General features: G+C 70.4%; 10 protein-coding genes and 1 pseudogene. 6 read left to right on the forward strand and 5 right to left on the reverse strand.

The features are described 5' to 3' along the window. Positions 1–24 precede the first annotated feature (24 nt). Positions 25–1,254 (reverse strand): EAL domain-containing response regulator, encoded by a 1,230-nt coding sequence (locus JTE92_RS19400; protein ID WP_063241834.1) that lies wholly within the window; start codon positions 1,252–1,254, stop codon positions 25–27. Between the two features lie 235 nt (positions 1,255–1,489). Between JTE92_RS19400 and JTE92_RS19405 the strand changes: the two genes are divergently transcribed. Together JTE92_RS19405 and JTE92_RS19410 are read left to right on the forward strand one after the other, a co-directional pair. Continuing rightward, a complete protein-coding gene (locus JTE92_RS19405; RefSeq protein WP_063241833.1) occupies positions 1,490–4,903 on the forward strand; it encodes a DNA translocase FtsK 4TM domain-containing protein in 3,414 nt (1,137 codons plus the stop codon). A 26-nt stretch (positions 4,904–4,929) separates the two neighbouring features. Continuing rightward, complete coding sequence (locus JTE92_RS19410) at positions 4,930–5,271, forward strand: cupin domain-containing protein (protein ID WP_063241832.1); 342 nt, start codon at positions 4,930–4,932, stop codon at positions 5,269–5,271. Positions 5,272–5,462: 191 nt separating this feature from the next. Here JTE92_RS19410 and JTE92_RS30840 read toward each other — a convergent pair. The 3 genes and pseudogenes from JTE92_RS30840 to JTE92_RS19430 all read right to left on the reverse strand — a co-directional run bounded on the left by JTE92_RS30840 (position 5,463) and on the right by JTE92_RS19430 (position 9,100). Beyond that, positions 5,463–6,589, reverse strand: a pseudogene (locus tag JTE92_RS30840) (CMD domain protein). 41 nt (positions 6,590–6,630) lie between these two features. Then, positions 6,631–8,097, reverse strand: coding sequence for a flavin-containing monooxygenase (locus tag JTE92_RS19425; protein ID WP_063241829.1), 1,467 nt, complete (start codon positions 8,095–8,097; stop codon positions 6,631–6,633). After that, positions 8,090–9,100 carry a LysR family transcriptional regulator gene (locus JTE92_RS19430; protein WP_063241828.1) on the reverse strand — a complete coding sequence of 337 codons (1,011 nt, stop codon included), beginning with the start codon at positions 9,098–9,100 and terminating at the stop codon, positions 8,090–8,092. Before JTE92_RS19430 ends, JTE92_RS19425 begins: the two co-directional genes overlap by 8 nt. A 207-nt stretch (positions 9,101–9,307) precedes the next feature. Between JTE92_RS19430 and JTE92_RS19435 the strand changes: the two genes are divergently transcribed. After that, on the forward strand, positions 9,308–10,816 hold the full coding sequence (locus tag JTE92_RS19435) for a glycine betaine ABC transporter substrate-binding protein (RefSeq protein ID WP_063241827.1): 1,509 nt from the start codon (positions 9,308–9,310) through the stop codon (positions 10,814–10,816). Between the two features lie 6 nt (positions 10,817–10,822). On the opposite strand, the gene JTE92_RS19440 is transcribed toward JTE92_RS19435, so the two are convergent. Then, positions 10,823–12,238: an aminotransferase-like domain-containing protein gene (locus tag JTE92_RS19440; RefSeq protein WP_063241826.1), complete on the reverse strand. Its 1,416-nt coding sequence runs from the start codon at positions 12,236–12,238 to the stop codon at positions 10,823–10,825. Positions 12,239–12,391: 153 nt separating this feature from the next. Here JTE92_RS19440 and JTE92_RS19445 point away from each other — a divergent pair, with 153 nt between their 5' ends. Genes JTE92_RS19445 through JTE92_RS19455 form a run of 3 tightly spaced genes read left to right on the forward strand, consistent with a single transcriptional unit; the run spans position 12,392 to position 15,902 of the window. Beyond that, on the forward strand, positions 12,392–12,616 hold the full coding sequence (locus JTE92_RS19445) for a DUF2970 domain-containing protein (RefSeq protein ID WP_063241825.1): 225 nt from the start codon (positions 12,392–12,394) through the stop codon (positions 12,614–12,616). A 49-nt stretch (positions 12,617–12,665) separates the two neighbouring features. Further along, positions 12,666–14,012 (forward strand): c-type cytochrome, encoded by a 1,347-nt coding sequence (locus JTE92_RS19450; RefSeq protein ID WP_063241824.1) that lies wholly within the window; start codon positions 12,666–12,668, stop codon positions 14,010–14,012. A gap of 42 nt (positions 14,013–14,054) precedes the next feature. After that, entirely contained in the window at positions 14,055–15,902 is a 1,848-nt protein-coding gene (locus JTE92_RS19455) for an NAD(P)/FAD-dependent oxidoreductase (protein WP_063241823.1), read from the forward strand. Positions 15,903–15,907: the final 5 nt, after the last annotated feature.

A 15,907-nucleotide genomic window follows, 5' to 3' on the forward strand; every position in this document is an offset into this window, starting at 1 on the left:
CGCTTTAGGCCGCTTTAGGCCGCTTTAGGCCGCGCTAGCCGGAGGCGGCGCGCGCTCGATCGCTTCGGCGACAAAGGCGTCGACAGGCTTGGGCGCCGACCACAGGTAGCCCTGGCCAAGCGGGCAGTGCAGCGCTCGCAGCGCGGCGCGCTGCGCTTCCGTTTCCACCCCTTCGGCAACGCATTCCAGCCCCAGGTCGCGCGCCATTGCGATCATGTGGCGGCAAATGGCTTCGCGCTGGCCGTGGCCGTCGATCTGCGCGACGAAATAGCGGTCCAGCTTGAGCTGGGTAAAGGGCAGGTCCGCCAGCAGCTTGAGCGTGGCGATGCCGATGCCGAAATCGTCGATCGCCACGCCGTAGCCCTTCAGCCGAAGCCGGTTCAGCGCGACCGACAGCGCCACCGTGTCGGGCACGGGATAGCCTTCGGTCAGTTCCACCGTCAACAAGCGCGGCGGCACGCCGCTGGCTGCCACCAGCGTATCCAGCTGTTCCAGCACGCCCGGCCGGCACAGGGTTTGCGCCGAGGCGTTGATGCCCAGCGCGATGTCGATGCCTGCGGCTTGCAGCTGCTGCTGTGCCGCCAGGCACTGGCGCACGACGAATTCAAACACCAGGTGGGCGGCATCCAGCGCTTCCAGGCGCGGGATAAAGGCATCGGGCTGCAGCAGCCCGTGGAGCGGATGGCGCCAGCGCACCAGGGCTTCGGCGCCGGCCAGCCGGCCGCTGGCAAGATCGTGCTGAGGCTGCAGCATCACCAGCAGGCCGTCGCCCGAGCGCGCCGCGGCGGTCAGCTCCACATCGCCGGGCAACCAGGCGGGCGCCTGTGCGTCGTCGTCCGGGCCGGAGGCCAGCGCGGCGGCCAGGACTTCTTCCAGGGCATCGCGCGACAGCGGCTTGCGCAATGCCTGCACGCGCGCAATACCCGCGGCATGCGCCAGGCTCCGGTTCGATTCCAGGATGTCTTCGGCCAGCGCGGTAACCCAGACCCAGACCGGCGGTGCCCCGGCAAACGCGTGCGCGCCGCGGCGATGCAGTTCGGCGATCAGTTCCGGGCCATTGCCGCCGGGCATTTCGATGTCGCACAGCACGGCGTCGAACGGCTGGCGCGCCAGCAACTCGGCGGCCTGCATGCCGCTCTGCGCCGACACCACGGTCTGCACTCCCAATTGCCGCAGCAGTCCCTCGGCCGCGAGCCGCTGGAACGGGTGGTCTTCGACAACGAGGATGCGCAGGGTAGCGTAACGGATCGGCATGGGAGGGGAGGGCGCACGAGCGCATCCGGGCATGGTAGCGCGGCATCGGGGCGCCGGCCAGCGTGGGGCGAGCATACCAAGCGGCGCTGCGGATTTGTCGCCATGAAGCAGCGAAACCAGCGATAAAAACCGGTGAAACGCGCTGCGTTACGAATATTTGCGCTTTCCGATTCAATGACCCGCTGCCATACCCGCTACAATCGCTGCCCGTAGTTTTGAACATGGCATGTCGATAATGGGTTTGGGCTGGTTCGGATTCTCGACTTTCTGGGTGGTGCCGCTGGTATGGCGGACGGCCGGGCGCTGGCTTGCCGGCGATCGCCGGCTGGCCGGGCCGGGCTCGCTGCGTACGTGGCTCGGTACGCTGGCCGTGCTGTGTGCCAGCGCCTGCCTGGAGGCGCTCACCGGCGGGGCCGACCCGGAGTCCACCGCGGGCGGTTCCGCCGGCCGCGCGCTTGCCGGCATGTCCGGCAACCTGTTTGGCTGGACCGGCGCCTTGCTGCTGATGCTGGGCGTGCTGGCGCTGGCGGCGCCGATGGTGTTCGGCGAAACCTGGCGCAGCCTGTTCGCGCGCAAGCCGCGCCGCGCGGCGGCCCCTGATGCGCCGGCAGACGAGCCGGCGCCTGCCTTCACCAACCCGTTCGCCAATACCTTCACGCCGCAGGCGCCGCGCGACGCCGAACGCCGCGAGGCCGCCGCCGGCGCCCAGGGCAACTGGAGCGCGCCGCCCCAGCGCCACCGCAGCTTCGAAGCGGTTTCGGCGCGGCGCCAGCCCGCCTGGCAGCCGCCACGGCGTACCCGTGAATCGCCGCCGCAGCCGGGCGAGATCTGGCTGCATGCTGCCGATGCGCCGGCGGCGGGCAAGACCGTGCGCGCCGCGGCAACCTCCGGCGCGGCGGGCGCGGCCCAGGCAGTTGCGCAGGCGGCGCCGGGGCCACGGCCCGCACCGGCTCCGCGCAAGCCCGCTGCGGCTGCAGCACCGGCAGCGGCTGCCGCGCGTCCTGCGCAATCCCCGCGTGCGACCGTGGTCAGCAGCCCGTTCCGACCACCGCAGCCACTGGTGCGCTCGTCAATTACGACATTGCCGGAGTCGCAGGCCAAGGCGGCGGCAACTGCAACAGCGGCGCCGTCGGCGTCCCTCGCGCCGACCGGCGTGGCTGCGCCTGCCGCTGCGGCCAGCGTTGTCCAGGCAGCGGTCGAGCCGGCGATTGCCATCGCCGAGCCAGCAGTGCTGGACACGCCGGTGGTCGAGGCCAACACGACTGTCGCAGCTGACGCGGTTGTGGGCGAGTCCGACGCCGCGACGCTGGCTGCCGCGCCGGAGGAGCCGGCTGCGCTGCCAGCCATCGACAAGGACATTGCCGACACCGTCACGCTGGCATCGATCCGGCAGGAAGCGCTGGACCTCCTGGCCGAACTTCAGGCGCTGGCGGGCAAGGCTGGCGCACAGCCCGCGTCCGCCCCGGAAGTCGCCGAAGTCCCTGAAGGCCCCGCAATCACGCCGGCGGCAGGCGACGTTGCCGACGCGGTGGCTGCTGCGGCCGAAATCGACGTTGCGCCGACGGCCGAGGCAGACGGCCTGGTCCAGGCAGACGAAACACTGCCGGAAAGCCAACCCGTGGGCGCAGTGCCGTCCGACGACACTCGCGATACCGGTGCCGTGGCACAGGCCGTCGCTACTTCGGCGATGGAGGAGGGGCGCGTGGCTGTACCGGTTTCGGCCGAACCTGCCGCTCACCGGGACACGGAAACGCTGATGGACGGTAACGGTCTGGTCGGCGAAGCCGTTGCCGATATGGATGCAGGCGAATCTGCTGCCGAGGCGGCTGAAACTGTTGAGGCTGTCGAACCTGCTGAGGTTGTCGAAACTGCTGAGGTTGTCGAAACTGCTGAGGCCGTCGAGTCGGCTGAGGTCGTCGAGCCAACCGAAGCCACCGAGCCCGGGGAAGAAGTAGCGGCCGCCGCGCTCGAGGCGGCAGAACCTGCGCAAGCAACCGTCGCGTTCGAGCCGGCACCGTCCGTGATCGCCGCGCCCGTGGCCAAGCCCCGCATCGTGCTGCCGGCCGTGGTCGGCCGTACGGTGCCCCTGGCCACGAGCCAGCCCGCTCCCGCACCCGCACCGGTTCCCGAACCGCCCGCGCCGCGCCCCCCGGTCGACTACCGCCTGCCGCCCGCCGACCTGCTGGAAAACCAGCTCGACAGTGGCGAACAGGTGTCGGAGCAGGTGTCGGAAGAGCGCCTTCGTGAAACCGGCGAACTGATCGCGCAGCGCCTGGCCGAGTTCAAGGTGCCCGTCGCCGTGGTCGGCGCCGATGCCGGCCCGGTCATCACGCGCTTCGAGGTAGAGCCCGCCATGGGCGTGCGCGGTGCGCAAGTCGTGGGCCTGATGAAGGATCTCGCCCGCGCGCTCGGCGTGACCTCGATCCGCGTGGTCGAGACCATCCCCGGCAAGACCTGCATGGGCCTGGAGCTGCCCAATGCGCGCCGGCAGATGATCCGGCTGTCCGAGATCGTCCAGGCGGCCTCGTTCCAGGCGCACCATTCGCGCCTGGTGCTGGCGATGGGCAAGGACATCACCGGCAACCCGGTGGTCACCGACCTGGCGCGCGCGCCGCACCTGCTGGTGGCCGGCACCACCGGCTCGGGCAAGTCGGTCGCGGTCAACGCCATGATTCTGTCGATGCTGTACAAGGCCACGCCGGAAGATGTGCGCCTGATCATGATCGACCCCAAGATGCTCGAGCTCTCGGTCTACGAGGGCATCCCGCACCTGCTGTCGCCGGTGGTCACCGACATGAAGCAGGCCGCGCACGCGCTCAACTGGTGCGTCGGCGAGATGGAAAAGCGCTACAAGCTGATGTCGGCGCTGGGCGTGCGCAACCTGGCCGGATACAACCAGAAAATCCGTGCCGCCGAAGCTGCCGAACGCAAGGTGCCCAACCCGTTCTCGCTGACGCCGGACGCGCCCGAACCGCTGTCGCGGCTGCCGATGATCGTGGTGGTGATCGACGAACTGGCCGACCTGATGATGGTCGCCGGCAAGAAGATCGAAGAACTGATCGCGCGCCTGGCCCAGAAGGCCCGCGCCGCCGGCATTCACCTGATCCTGGCGACGCAGCGCCCGTCGGTCGACGTGATCACCGGGCTGATCAAGGCCAATATCCCGACGCGGGTGGCGTTCCAGGTCTCGTCCAAGATTGACTCGCGCACCATCCTCGACCAGATGGGCGCCGAGAGCCTGCTCGGCCAGGGCGACATGCTGTTCCTGCCGCCGGGCACCGGCTACCCGCAGCGCGTGCATGGCGCCTTCGTCGCCGACGAGGAAGTGCACCGCGTGGTGGAGCACTGGAAGCAATTCGGCGAGCCGGACTACGATGAAGCCATCCTGGCCGGCGACCCGGCCGAGGCCGGCGGCGCCGACCTGTTTGGCGAAGGCGGCGGCGATGGCGAAGCCGATCCGCTGTATGACGAAGCCGCGTCCTTCGTGCTGACCAGCCGGCGCGCCTCGATCTCGGCAGTGCAGCGCCAGCTGCGCATCGGCTACAACCGCGCGGCGCGCCTGATCGAGCAGATGGAAGTCGCCGGGCTGGTGTCGCCGATGGGGCGCAACGGCGCCCGCGACGTGCTGGCGCCGGGGCCGGCGGACTGAGGCGACGTGACCTTCCGGAGGCAGTGATGGCGCTCGAGCATGGAAGCTTGCTGGCCGATGTGCCGGTGAACCTGGCGGAAGAAGTGTTCCAGCCGCTGCTGGCGCGGCCTGGCCTGAAGATCGAGCGGATCGTCTCCAACGGGCAGGCCAGTCCGGAGGGGTTCTGGTATGACAGCGCGGACGGCGAGTGGGTGCTGGTCGTCAGCGGCAGTGCCGCGCTGGAGATTGAGGGTGAGGCAGGCCAGCATGTGATTCGGCCTGGCGACTGGCTGCACTTGCCGGCGCATTGCCGGCATCGCGTGGCATGGACTGACGAAGCGCAGCCGACGGTTTGGTTGGCGGTGCATTACGGGGGCGGTGACAGCTAGGCTGTGTCCTGCGACAGCGCAAGTTGCAGGCCATCGAGCCCGGTGTACGCTCCCCTCTCCCGCGCGCGCGGGAGAGGGGTGGGGGAGAGGGCGGGAGTCTCCACGGAGTGAACCGCATCAGCACTGCCGCCGCCGGCCCTCACCCCCGGCCCCTCTCCCGCAAGCGGGAGAGGGGAGCAAACACTCAGCCTTCAGCCCTCAGCCTGATCCGGAAACACCGGCTCCCCCAGATTCAGCATCAACCGGTTCGCCCACGCGAAAATCGCAACCGAGTGGATCAGGTCGAGGATCTCCGCATCCGTCACCCCCGCATCGCGCAGCGGCTTGAGCTGTGCCGCGGTCACCTCCGCCGGCCGCTCCGTCAGCGCGATCGAAAACTGCGCGATCGCCTTTTCCCGCTCGGTAGTGCCCGCCGTGCGCGGATCCTCGAACACTTCCCTGATCACGTCATTGCGCTTGGCCAGCTGCTCGAAGCGCTGCGCATGCACCGATGCGCAGTACACGCAGCCATTGATGCGCGACACCACCGTGGTCGCCAGTTCGCGCTCGGCGCGCGGCATGCCGCCGGGCGCGTACATGATGGCGTTGAAGGCCGTGGAACGCTGGCGCAGGATCTCGGGCTGGTGCACCAGGAAGCGGTAGTAGTCCTGCACCTTGGCCTGCGGATGGCTTTCCTCGAGCACGGCGATCTGCTCGGGCGTGGCCTGGTCCAGTTCGACGATATCGAGCCAGGCCTTCCAGTCGAGCACTTCATTGGTAAAGCCGTGGGATTTGATGATCTCGCTCATGCCTGGGCTCCTGCGGTGTCGTTCAAGGCCTTCAAGGCATCCAGGCCGGCGACGAGGCGGACCTGGTACGACAGGAAGGCAATCAGCTGTGCCAGCGTGACCACGGCGGGCGTGCTCAGGCCCGCGGCGGGCAGCGCCTGCAGCGCGGCCTTGTCGCCTTCGACGGGCTTTTCGATCAGTGTGCGGGTGAAGGCGAGCATCGCGCGCAGGCGCGGCTCGGCGATGTCCTGCGGCTGCCCTGCGGCGGCGGCGCGCACGTGCGCGGCATCGGCGCCGAGTTGCTCCAGCCGCGCGCGGTAGTGCGCCGCCAGCGCCGCGGACGGCGTCAGGCGCGCCGCGTACAGCGCGACCAGCAGGCGTTCCTCGAGCGACAGGCCGGGCAGGGCCGGGTCGAACAGGGCATCATGGCTGCCCTGGGTGGCGGCCACGACCTTGTTGCGCTGGTGGCGCAGCGCATGGGTGGCGCTGCCGGGCGCCAGGCCGGTAAGCTGGTCGATCAGGTCGACCGCGGGGGCGGAGGTCTGTGTCATCGGACTCTCTTGGTTCGGGTATCGGTTCAAGGGTTTTACGGTCAGGCCAGCGCCGTGCGCTGCGCCGGCGGCAACGCCGGGGTCCACTCGTCGCCGAAGACTTCCGGTTCGGCAAAGGCCTGCAGCGCGGCGTAGTGCAGCTCGACGTCTTCCTGGTACAGCAGTGCGGCGATGCCCTGGCCAAGCCGGCGCGCGCCATCGCTGATCGCCGGGATATCGCCGGAAATGGTGCCGTGGGACAGCGCCGCCGGGTAGCAGAAGCAGTGGATGCGCGACAGCCCGGGGCACACGCCCGGGGTCTTTTCCTGGAATTCAAACGATTCGCCCAGATCCGGCGAATCGGACAGTTCACGGTCTTCCTGCCCTGCCGGCGGCACGTAGCGGTCGCGCCAGTAGCGGATCTGCGGGGCAAAGGCGGCAAATTCCGCGCGGGTTTCCAGGTCGATGCGGAACCCGGTCGAGAAGATCAGGAAATCCAGCTCGAAAGTGCCCCGCGGCGTGCCGATGTGCAGCACGTCGCCACGCACTTCGACCGACTCCAGCGCCGCGCCCAGATTGAAATGCGCATTGGCGTGGCGCGACACCCGCAGCGTGCTGCCGCGCGGCGGTGGCACCTGCTCGGTGTTGATGTAATTTCGCAGCCGCCATTTCCAGGCATCCGGCAGGCCATAGTGGCCGTGCGTCAGCCCAGGATTGCCGGCGCCCTTGCTCTTGTTGACGCGCGGGATGTCCTGGCGCCGCACCAGCAGCTCGACGCTGGCCGCGCCGGCTTCGAGCGCGGTGGCGGCGCTGTCCATTGCCGACGCACCGGCGCCGACCACGCCCACGCGCTTGCCGCGCAGCGTGGCGTAATCCATCTCGTCGGACGAATGCGCCCACAGGTGGCACGGCAGGGCTTCCGCCAGCGGCGGCACGTAGGCGCCGCCGAGGCCGTCGCGGCCGGTCGCCAGCACCACGCGGCGCGCGAGGACGGTCAGCGGGCCGTCGGGGGACTGCATCGACAGCGACACCAGGCCATCGGCGCGCGGCACGATCCGTTCGACGCGGTGCTCGTTGCGGATATCGAGGTCCAGCACCTGTCGGTACCAGCGCAGGTAGTCCATCCACTGCAGGCGCGGGATCTTGTCCAGCGCCTGCCAGGCGGCCTCACCGAACTGCGCCTCGAACCACGCGCGGAAGGTCAGCGCCGGCAGGCCCAGCGCGGGGCCGGTCAGCTGCTTGGGCGAACGCAGCGTTTCCATGCGCGCCGTGGTGGCCCATGGGCCTTCGAAACCTGCCGGCGCGCGGTCAAAGGCGCGCACGCGGATGCCGAGGTGCGCCAGCGTGGCGCTGGCCGCGAGGCCGGCCATGCCGCCGCCGATCACGGCGACATCGAGCACGTCATGGCCGTCGTGGGTACGCGGCATGGTCCACGGCCTGGCGGGCAGTTCCAGCCAGGACAGATCCTGGCGCAGGCGTGCCTCCAGTGCGGGCAGGCCGGCGGGGGTGGGTGTGGTGGGGTCAGTCATGGCTGGGAAGGTCGGTGTCCGGTGAAAACATGTCGGTGGCAGCGCCGGTGTCGCCGTACAGCGATTGCAGCAGCGCGCCGTGCTCGGCCGGGTCGCGCATCAGCAGGTCCGGCAGCAGCGCCGCGGCGGCATCGGCCACCGCCTGCACCAGCGCCAGCACCGCGGTGCTGGCCGGGCGCGCCTGCGGCGTGATGACGCCGAAGTAGAACGGGATATCCGCGTCGATCGGGCGTACCGCGATGTCGGCCAGCGGCAGCCCGCGCGCGGTCACGGGCTCCAGCAGCGCGATGCCGAGGCCCGCGCGCACCAGCGTCAGTGCGTTGATCGAGGTATTGGTGTCGATCACGCCGGCGGCCGGCACGCCCGCGCTGGCCAGCGCCCGGTCCACGCGGCGGCGCAGCCGGTAGGGGTTCTGCATGGTGACGATGCGGCGCGCGCGGCAATCCTGCAGCGAGATCGACGCTTGCGCCGCGAGCGGATCGTCGCCGCGCAGCGTCGCCACGCATGCCGACTGGCCGATCCAGTGCACGGTCACGCCGCGGTGTTCCAGCGGCAGGCTGTTCAGGCCAATGTCGGCGGCGCCGGTCAGCACCGCATGCACCACCTGCTCCGGCGAAACGCCTTGCACGGCCACGCGTTCCGGCGCGCACAGGCCGCGTTCGAATGCCAGCGCCAGCGCGGACGGCAGCAGGCCGGCGGCCAGCGCCGGCGTGGCCGCGATGCGCAATGGCCGGCCGTCGCCGCGTGCCAGCGCCGCGGCCCGGTTGCGGATCTGCTGCATGCCGGCCAGCGTCTGCTCGACCTCGTCGTAGAGCAGGAAGCCCTGTTCCGTCGGACTGACGCGCGGGCCGCTGCGGGTGAACAGGGCAAAGCCGAGTTCGGCCTCCAGTTCCTGGATCAGGCGCGTGATGGCCGGCTGCGAGCGGCCAAGCAGGCGGCCCGCGGCGGTGACGCTGCCGGTGGTCACGACGGCGGCGAAGGCTTCCAGTTGCCGGATTTCCATTGGCGTTGACGATGTATGTGTAATTTGGATTCTGAGGCTTTCATCATGCATTTGGCAAATACTATTTCGGGATAAGGCTATGCCCCAGCTATGATGTAGAGATGCCGGGCGCACACCGGCTCACCAAAAAGGACGGATGTGTTGGCCTGGCTCGGTGGCAATCGGCAGATCCCTGAAAAACCCACGCTGTGGCGTGTGGCGCTTTGGGTGCTCGCGACAGCACTCGTCGGAGCGGAGCCCGTGCAGGCCGCCGACCCCTTGCGCGTCGGCTCCAAGCGCTTTACCGAGTCCTACATCCTTGGCGAACTGCTGACGCAGGCCGCCGGCCCGCGTGGCACCGCGCAGCACCAGCAAGGGCTGGGCAACACCGCGATCGTGTTCGAGGCGCTCAAGGCCGGCAGCATCGATCTCTATCCCGACTACACCGGCACGCTCGCCGCGGAAATCCTTAAGCTGCCGCCCGGCGCCGGCCTGGACGCCATCCAGCGGGCGCTGGCCCCGCTGGGACTGGGGGCGGCGATCCCGCTCGGCTTTGAAAACACCTACGCACTGGCCGTCTCCGACACCCGCCCGCCCAACCTGCGCCGGCTCAGCGACCTGTCCGCGCAGCCGCGGCTGCGGCTGGGCCTGTCGCATGAATTCCTCGGTCGGGCGGACGGCTGGTCCGGCCTCGCCAGCCGCTATCGCCTGCCGCAGCAGCCGGTCGGGCTGGACCACGGCATTGCCTATGAGGCGCTGGCAGCGGGGCAGGTGGATGCCATCGACATCTATTCGACCGACGCCAAGATCCTCAAGTACCGGCTGCGCGTGCTCGAAGACGACCGCCGCTATTTCCCGCGCTATGACGCCGTGGTGGTGTACCGGCTGGACGTGCCGCAGCGCTTCCCGCAGGCGTGGCAGGCGCTGCAGCGCTTGTCGGGCCGCATCAGCGCGGCCGACATGGTGGCGATGAACGCCGCGGCGGAGATCGACCGCAAGCCGTTCGATGTCGTCGCGCGCGAGTTCCTGGCGCATGGTCCGAGCCCCGGCACCGCAGCGGCCGCAGCGCCGGCGTCCGCGGCCGCTGCGGCGGGTCCCGGCGATCGCCGCCTGCTCGGGGCGCTGCTTGGCCCCGACACCGACCGGCTGGCGCGGCGCCATGTCGGGCTGGTGGCCGGTGCGGTCGGCGCTGCCACGCTGGCCGGCGTGCCGCTGGGCATCCTGGCCGCGCGCCGCCGACGCACCGGCCAGGTGGTGCTGGGCGCCGTCAGCGTGCTGCAGACCGTGCCGTCGCTGGCCTTGCTGGCGATGCTGATCCCGCTGCTGGGCCGCATCGGCGTGTGGCCGGCGCTGGTGGCGCTGTTCCTCTATGCGTTGCTGCCGATCGTGCGCAACACCGCCACCGGCCTGGAACAGGTGCCGCCGGGCATGCGCGACGCGGCCCGCGCGCTCGGGCTGCGCGGCGGCCAGGTCCTGCGCTACGTGGAACTGCCGCTGGCGTTGCCGGTGCTGCTGGCCGGCGTCAAGACCGCCGCCATCATCAGCGTGGGCACGGCCACGATCGCGGCCTTCGTCGGCGCCGGCGGCTTTGGCGAGCGCATCGCCACCGGGCTGGCGCTCAACGACACCACGCTGCTGCTGGCCGGCGCGATCCCGGCCGCGGTGCTGGCGCTCGCCGTGCAGGCCGCGTTCGAGACGCTGGAATGGGCGCTGCGCCGGCACCGCGACGCGCGCTGAGATTTCTTAGGTTGTCTGTTGCGCGATCAGCCGGCCGAGCGTGGCGACCGCCGCCTCCGCCTCGTCGTTCCACAAATGCCCGTAGTTGAGCCGGATGCAATTACGGTAGCCCTGCCGTGCCGAGAAGATCGGCCCCGGCGCCAGCCCGATGCCGGCCTCCAGCGCGGCATGGTGCAGCGCCAGCGCATCGAAGCCCGGCACGAACTCGACCCACAGGAAGTACCCGCCATCCGGCCGCGACACGCGCACGCCCTCCGGGAAATGCCGGCCGATGGCGTCGAGCATCTGGCCCTGCTGCATCTCCAGCACATGGCGCAGGCGGCGCAGGTGCTTGTCGTAGCCGCCGTGCTGCAGATACTCGGCCAGCGCCACCTGGGTGGGCACGCCGGCCGACAGCGTGGTCATCAGCTTGAGCCGCTGGATCGCCTCGCCGAAGCGTCCCGGCGCCACCCAGCCGATGCGGAACCCCGGCGACAGGGTCTTCGAGAACGAACTGCAATGCATCACCAGCCCCTGCGTATCGAAGGCCTTGGCCGGCAGCGGGCAGCGGTTGCCGAAATAGAGCTCGCCATAGACATCGTCTTCGATCAGCGGCACCTGGTGGCGTGCGAGCAGGGCCACCAGCGCCTTCTTCTTGTCTTCCGGCAGGCTCGCGCCGAGCGGATTCTGGAATTGCGTCATGAACCAGCAGGCCTTGACCGGGTGGCGCGACAGCGCGTGGTCGAGCGCGCCCAGGTCGATGCCCTCGGCCGGATCGACCGGGATCTCCAGCGCCTTGAGGCGCAGCCGCTCCAGCGCCTGCAGCGCGGCATAGAAGCCCGGCGACTCGATCGCGACCACGTCGCCCGGCCGGGTCACGGCCATCAGGCACAGGTTCAGCGCCTCCAGCGCGCCGTTGGTGACGACCAGGTCTTCGGCCGGTTGGGGTGCGCCCGCGCCGAGGTAGCGCAGCGCGATCTGCCGCCGCAGCGCCGCGTTGCCGGGCGGCAGGTCGTTGACCGAATGCCACGGGTCCAGCGCGCGCCCGGCCCGCGCCAGCGACTTGCCCAGCCGCTCCCACGGGAACAGCTCGGGTGAGGGGAAGGCCGAGCCGAACTGCACCAGCTTGCGGTCGCGCGCGCCTTCCAGCACCGCGAACACCAGCTTGGAGATGTCGACCTCGGTCGACGCCTGCCGCGACGGCCGGGCCTGCGGCTGCGGCAGGTCGCGCCGCGCCGGGCCCGCCACGTAGTAGCCGGATCGCTCGCGCGCGCGCACCAGGCCGCGCTCTTCCAGCCGGTAGTAGGCCTGGAACGCGGTGGACGGGCTGACGCCGTATTGCGCCACGGTCTTGCGGATCGATGGCAGGCGGGTGCCGGGCGGCAGGCTGCCGTTGCGGATATCGGCGGCCAGGGTTTCGGCGAGGGCTTCGTACCGTTTCATGGGGGCGCTGTCAGGGGCCGGGTGGCGTGGTGGCATTATCGCTCCGGCCCGCAACTGATACGTAAATTTTCCGGGTATCTGATGCTGTTATGCCTGGCGGCCGGCGGCCATAATCGCTTGTCGTTGCCATAGGCTATCGCGCAAGGAGAGACAATGAACCCGTTGAGGCTGTTGCGGACCGTGCTGTGGGGCTTCTTTGGCCTGCGCAAGGGCCAGGAGCACCAGCGCGACCTGGAAAACCTGCGTCCCGTGCCGCTGATCCTGACCGGCGTGGCCGTGGCTGCCGGGCTGGTAGCCTGCCTGGTGCTGGCCGCCAACTGGGCCGTGTCGAACGCGTCGGCAGCGGCAGGCGCCGTGCCGGCCATGACAATAGCCTGAGCGCGGCGTCGCGTTACATTCCCATCACAACAACAATCTGATCGACCCCATGTCTCGCCCGACCGGGCGGCATTGCGCCGCCGCTTTGCTGCCGGCGCAATGGCTGTCCTGGCTGTCCTGGCTGCCCTGGCTTTGGCTTTCCCTGGCGCTGCTGGTTGCCTGCGCGGCTGCTCGTCCGGCGCTGGCCGCGGGCGCCACCGAGGCGCAGCAGGTCGAACGCGGCCGCTATCTCGCGCGCATCGCCAACTGCGCCGCATGCCATACCCGCGAAGGCGGCAAGCCATTTGCCGGCGGGTTGCCGATCCGCACCGCCGTCGGCACGCTCCATTCGACCAATATCACCCCCGACGCCGCCACCGGCATCGGCGCCTATACGCTGGCCGAGTTCGATCGCGCCCTGCGCCAGGGCGTGGCGCGCGACGGCAAGCGCCTGTATCCGGCCATGCCGTACCCGTCCTACGCCCGCATGCGTGCCGACGACGTGGCCGCGCTGTATGCCTACCTGCGCGCGGAAGTCGCGCCGGTGACGCAGCGCAACCCGGCGCCGCAGCTGCGCTTTCCGTATGGCATGCGCTCGCTGCTGTCGGTGTGGAACCTGCTGTTCCTCGACGACGGCCCGGTTCGCACCGAGCCCGCGCGCGGCGACGCGTGGAACCGCGGCGCCTACCTGGTGCAGGCAGTGGCGCACTGCGGTGCCTGTCACACGCCTCGCGGCCGGTTGTTCGCAGAAAAAGGCCTGGACGAGCGCAGCCGCCACTTCCTGTCAGGCGCCAGCGTCGAAGGCTGGTCCGCGACCAACCTGACCGGCGACCAGCTCACCGGCCTCGGCGCATGGTCGCGCGCGGACATTGCCGAGTTCCTGCGCACCGGGCGCAACGGGCATGCGACCTCGTTCGGGCCAATGTCCACCGTCATCTCCACCGCCACGCAATACATGAGTGCAGGCGACCTCGATGCCGTGGCCGCCTACCTCAAGTCGCTGCCCGGCGCGCGCGGCGAGGACAAGCCGTTCCGCCCCGATCCGGCCACCGCGCAGCAACTGCACCAGGGCCGCTTCGACCTGCCGGGCGCACGCCAGTACGCGGTGTTCTGCATGCCGTGCCATGGCGCAGACGGCAAGGGCTTTGCGCGCGTGTTCCCGCCGCTGGCAGGCAACCCGACCGTGGCCGATCCCGATCCGGCGTCGCTGGTCAACCTGCTGCTCGATGGCGCCGTGACCGCGCGCGTCGGCACCGCCGCCACCGACTACCACATGCCCGGCTATGGCTGGACGCTGGACGACCAGGAGCTGGCCAGCGTGCTGACTTTCATCCGGCGCGGCTGGGGCAACCGTGCCGGCCCCGTGACAGAAGCCGACGTGGCCGCGCGGCGCCGGGCGCTGGCGGCACAGCGCTGAGGCGAAACGCTCCGGCCCGCACCGCTTTTCGATGAGCATCCGATGACGATCACGCGCAGAGACTTCCTCAACGGCACCGCGCTGACCATTGCCGCCGGGCTGGCACCGGCGCAATGGCTGCACGCGCAGCAGGGCGGGGCGGCAAGCGCCGGCTATCCGCCGGCCCTGACCGGGCTGCGCGGCAACCATGCCGGCACGTATACGCTGGCCCACGGCCTGGCGCGCGAGGGTGCCAAATATCCCGTGGTGCTGGCGCGCGAGGCCTTCGACCTGGTCGTGGTCGGCGGCGGGCTGAGCGGGCTGGCGGCGGCATGGTTCTACCGGCGCCGTTTCGGCGCCGCCCGGCGCATCCTGATCCTCGACAATCACGACGACTTCGGCGGCCATGCCAAGCGCAACGAATTCACCGTCCGCGGCCAGCGGCTGGTCACCTATGGCGGCAGCGCCGAGATGCCGCCCGGCGCGGCCAGCGACACCGCCATGCGCGAGCTGCTGGCCGGCATCGGCCTCGATCCCGCGCACCCGCCGGCCGCACCGCCGCCAGACCCATATGCCGCGCTGGGCATGGGCCGCGCCGTGTTCTTCGATGCCGAGCATTTTGGCCGCGACCAGTGGCTCGGCGGCGATCCGTTCGGCGAGCTGGCCGATGTGCGCAATGGCCTGCGCCCGCAGGGGCCAGAAGCCGCTGCCCTGCAGCGCTTCCTCGCGCAGGCGCCGCTGCCCGCGGCGGACCGCGCCGCGCTGGCCCGCCTGGCGGCCGGCACCACCGACTACCTGCCCGGCCTCGACAGCGCCGCACGCGCCGCTGCGCTGCGCACCATGCGCTACGCCGCCTTCCTGCGCGACAAGGCCGGCCTCGGCCTGCCGGCGCTGCGCTTCCTGCGCAGCCGCAGCAACGATGCCTATGCGCTCGATGCCGACGGCATCTCGGTTGCCGATGCCATCGCCATCGGGCTGCCCGCCGGCGCCAACATGCCCGCGCCGGCGCCGAACCCCCGGCTGGGCAAGTCTCCGGCCTCGCGCCTGTGGTTCCCCGATGGCAATGCCTCGCTGGCACGGCTGCTGGTGCATAGCCTGATTCCGGGCGTGGCGTCGATTGCCGCGCCGGCCGACGTGGCCACTGCCGCCTTCGACTACAGCCGGCTGGACCGCGACGGCGCGCCGGTGCGGCTGCGGCTGAACAGCACCGCGATCGCGGTCGAGCCCGATGGCAACATCACCCGCGTGACCTACGGCTGGCGCGGCAACCTGCACCGTGTCGAAGCGCGCCACGTGGTGCTGGCCGGCTACAACATGATGATCCCGTACCTGCTGCCGTCGCTGCCGGCTGCACAGAAGGCGGTGCTGCGCGACGAGGCCAAGGCCCCGCTGGTCTACACCAAGGTCGCGCTCGACAACTGGCAGGCCTTCGCCGCGCTGCGCGCGCGGCGCATTCACGCGCCCGCCATGACGTACACCGACCTGTGGCTGGAGCCGCCCGCGGGACCTCGCCCGTCAGATCCCGCGGTGCTGCACATGCTTTATGTGCCAACCGTGCCCGACAGCGGCATGCGCGCGCGCGACCGCTTCCGCGCCGGCCGGGCCTTCCTGCTCGGGACGCCGTTCGACGCGCTCGAGCGCGACATCCGCGCGCAGCTGGACCGGATGCTGGGGCAGGCGGGCTTCAGCGCCGGCAAAGTGATCCGCGGCATCACGGTGAACCGCTGGGCGCACGGCTACAGCTATATGCCGGACAGCATGGCCGGCGAGAACGTGGCGGCCGACGCGGCCTGGCCGAATCTGGCCGGGGTCGGCAACATCAGCATTGCCAACAGCGACAATGCCGGCAGCCCGTCGGTGACGGCGGCGATCAGCCAGGGCAAGCGGGCGGTGGAGCGGCTGCCGGGGTAAGAGAG

Origin of the sequence: Cupriavidus oxalaticus (assembly GCF_016894385.1) — a bacterium.
Lineage (GTDB): Bacteria > Pseudomonadota > Gammaproteobacteria > Burkholderiales > Burkholderiaceae > Cupriavidus > Cupriavidus oxalaticus.

What these genes read in the sequence shown, in the direction of transcription:
- JTE92_RS19400 (WP_063241834.1), bottom strand. Translation starts at nt 1,254, where the DNA reads ATGCCGATCCGTTACGCTACCCTGCGCATCCTCGTTGTCGAAGACCAC.
- JTE92_RS19405 (WP_063241833.1), top strand. Translation starts at nt 1,490, where the DNA reads ATGGGTTTGGGCTGGTTCGGATTCTCGACTTTCTGGGTGGTGCCGCTG.
- JTE92_RS19410 (WP_063241832.1), top strand. Translation starts at nt 4,930, where the DNA reads ATGGCGCTCGAGCATGGAAGCTTGCTGGCCGATGTGCCGGTGAACCTG.
- JTE92_RS19425 (WP_063241829.1), bottom strand. Translation starts at nt 8,097, where the DNA reads ATGACTGACCCCACCACACCCACCCCCGCCGGCCTGCCCGCACTGGAG.
- JTE92_RS19430 (WP_063241828.1), bottom strand. Translation starts at nt 9,100, where the DNA reads ATGGAAATCCGGCAACTGGAAGCCTTCGCCGCCGTCGTGACCACCGGC.
- JTE92_RS19440 (WP_063241826.1), bottom strand. Translation starts at nt 12,238, where the DNA reads ATGAAACGGTACGAAGCCCTCGCCGAAACCCTGGCCGCCGATATCCGC.
- JTE92_RS19445 (WP_063241825.1), top strand. Translation starts at nt 12,392, where the DNA reads ATGAACCCGTTGAGGCTGTTGCGGACCGTGCTGTGGGGCTTCTTTGGC.
- JTE92_RS19450 (WP_063241824.1), top strand. Translation starts at nt 12,666, where the DNA reads ATGTCTCGCCCGACCGGGCGGCATTGCGCCGCCGCTTTGCTGCCGGCG.
- JTE92_RS19455 (WP_063241823.1), top strand. Translation starts at nt 14,055, where the DNA reads ATGACGATCACGCGCAGAGACTTCCTCAACGGCACCGCGCTGACCATT.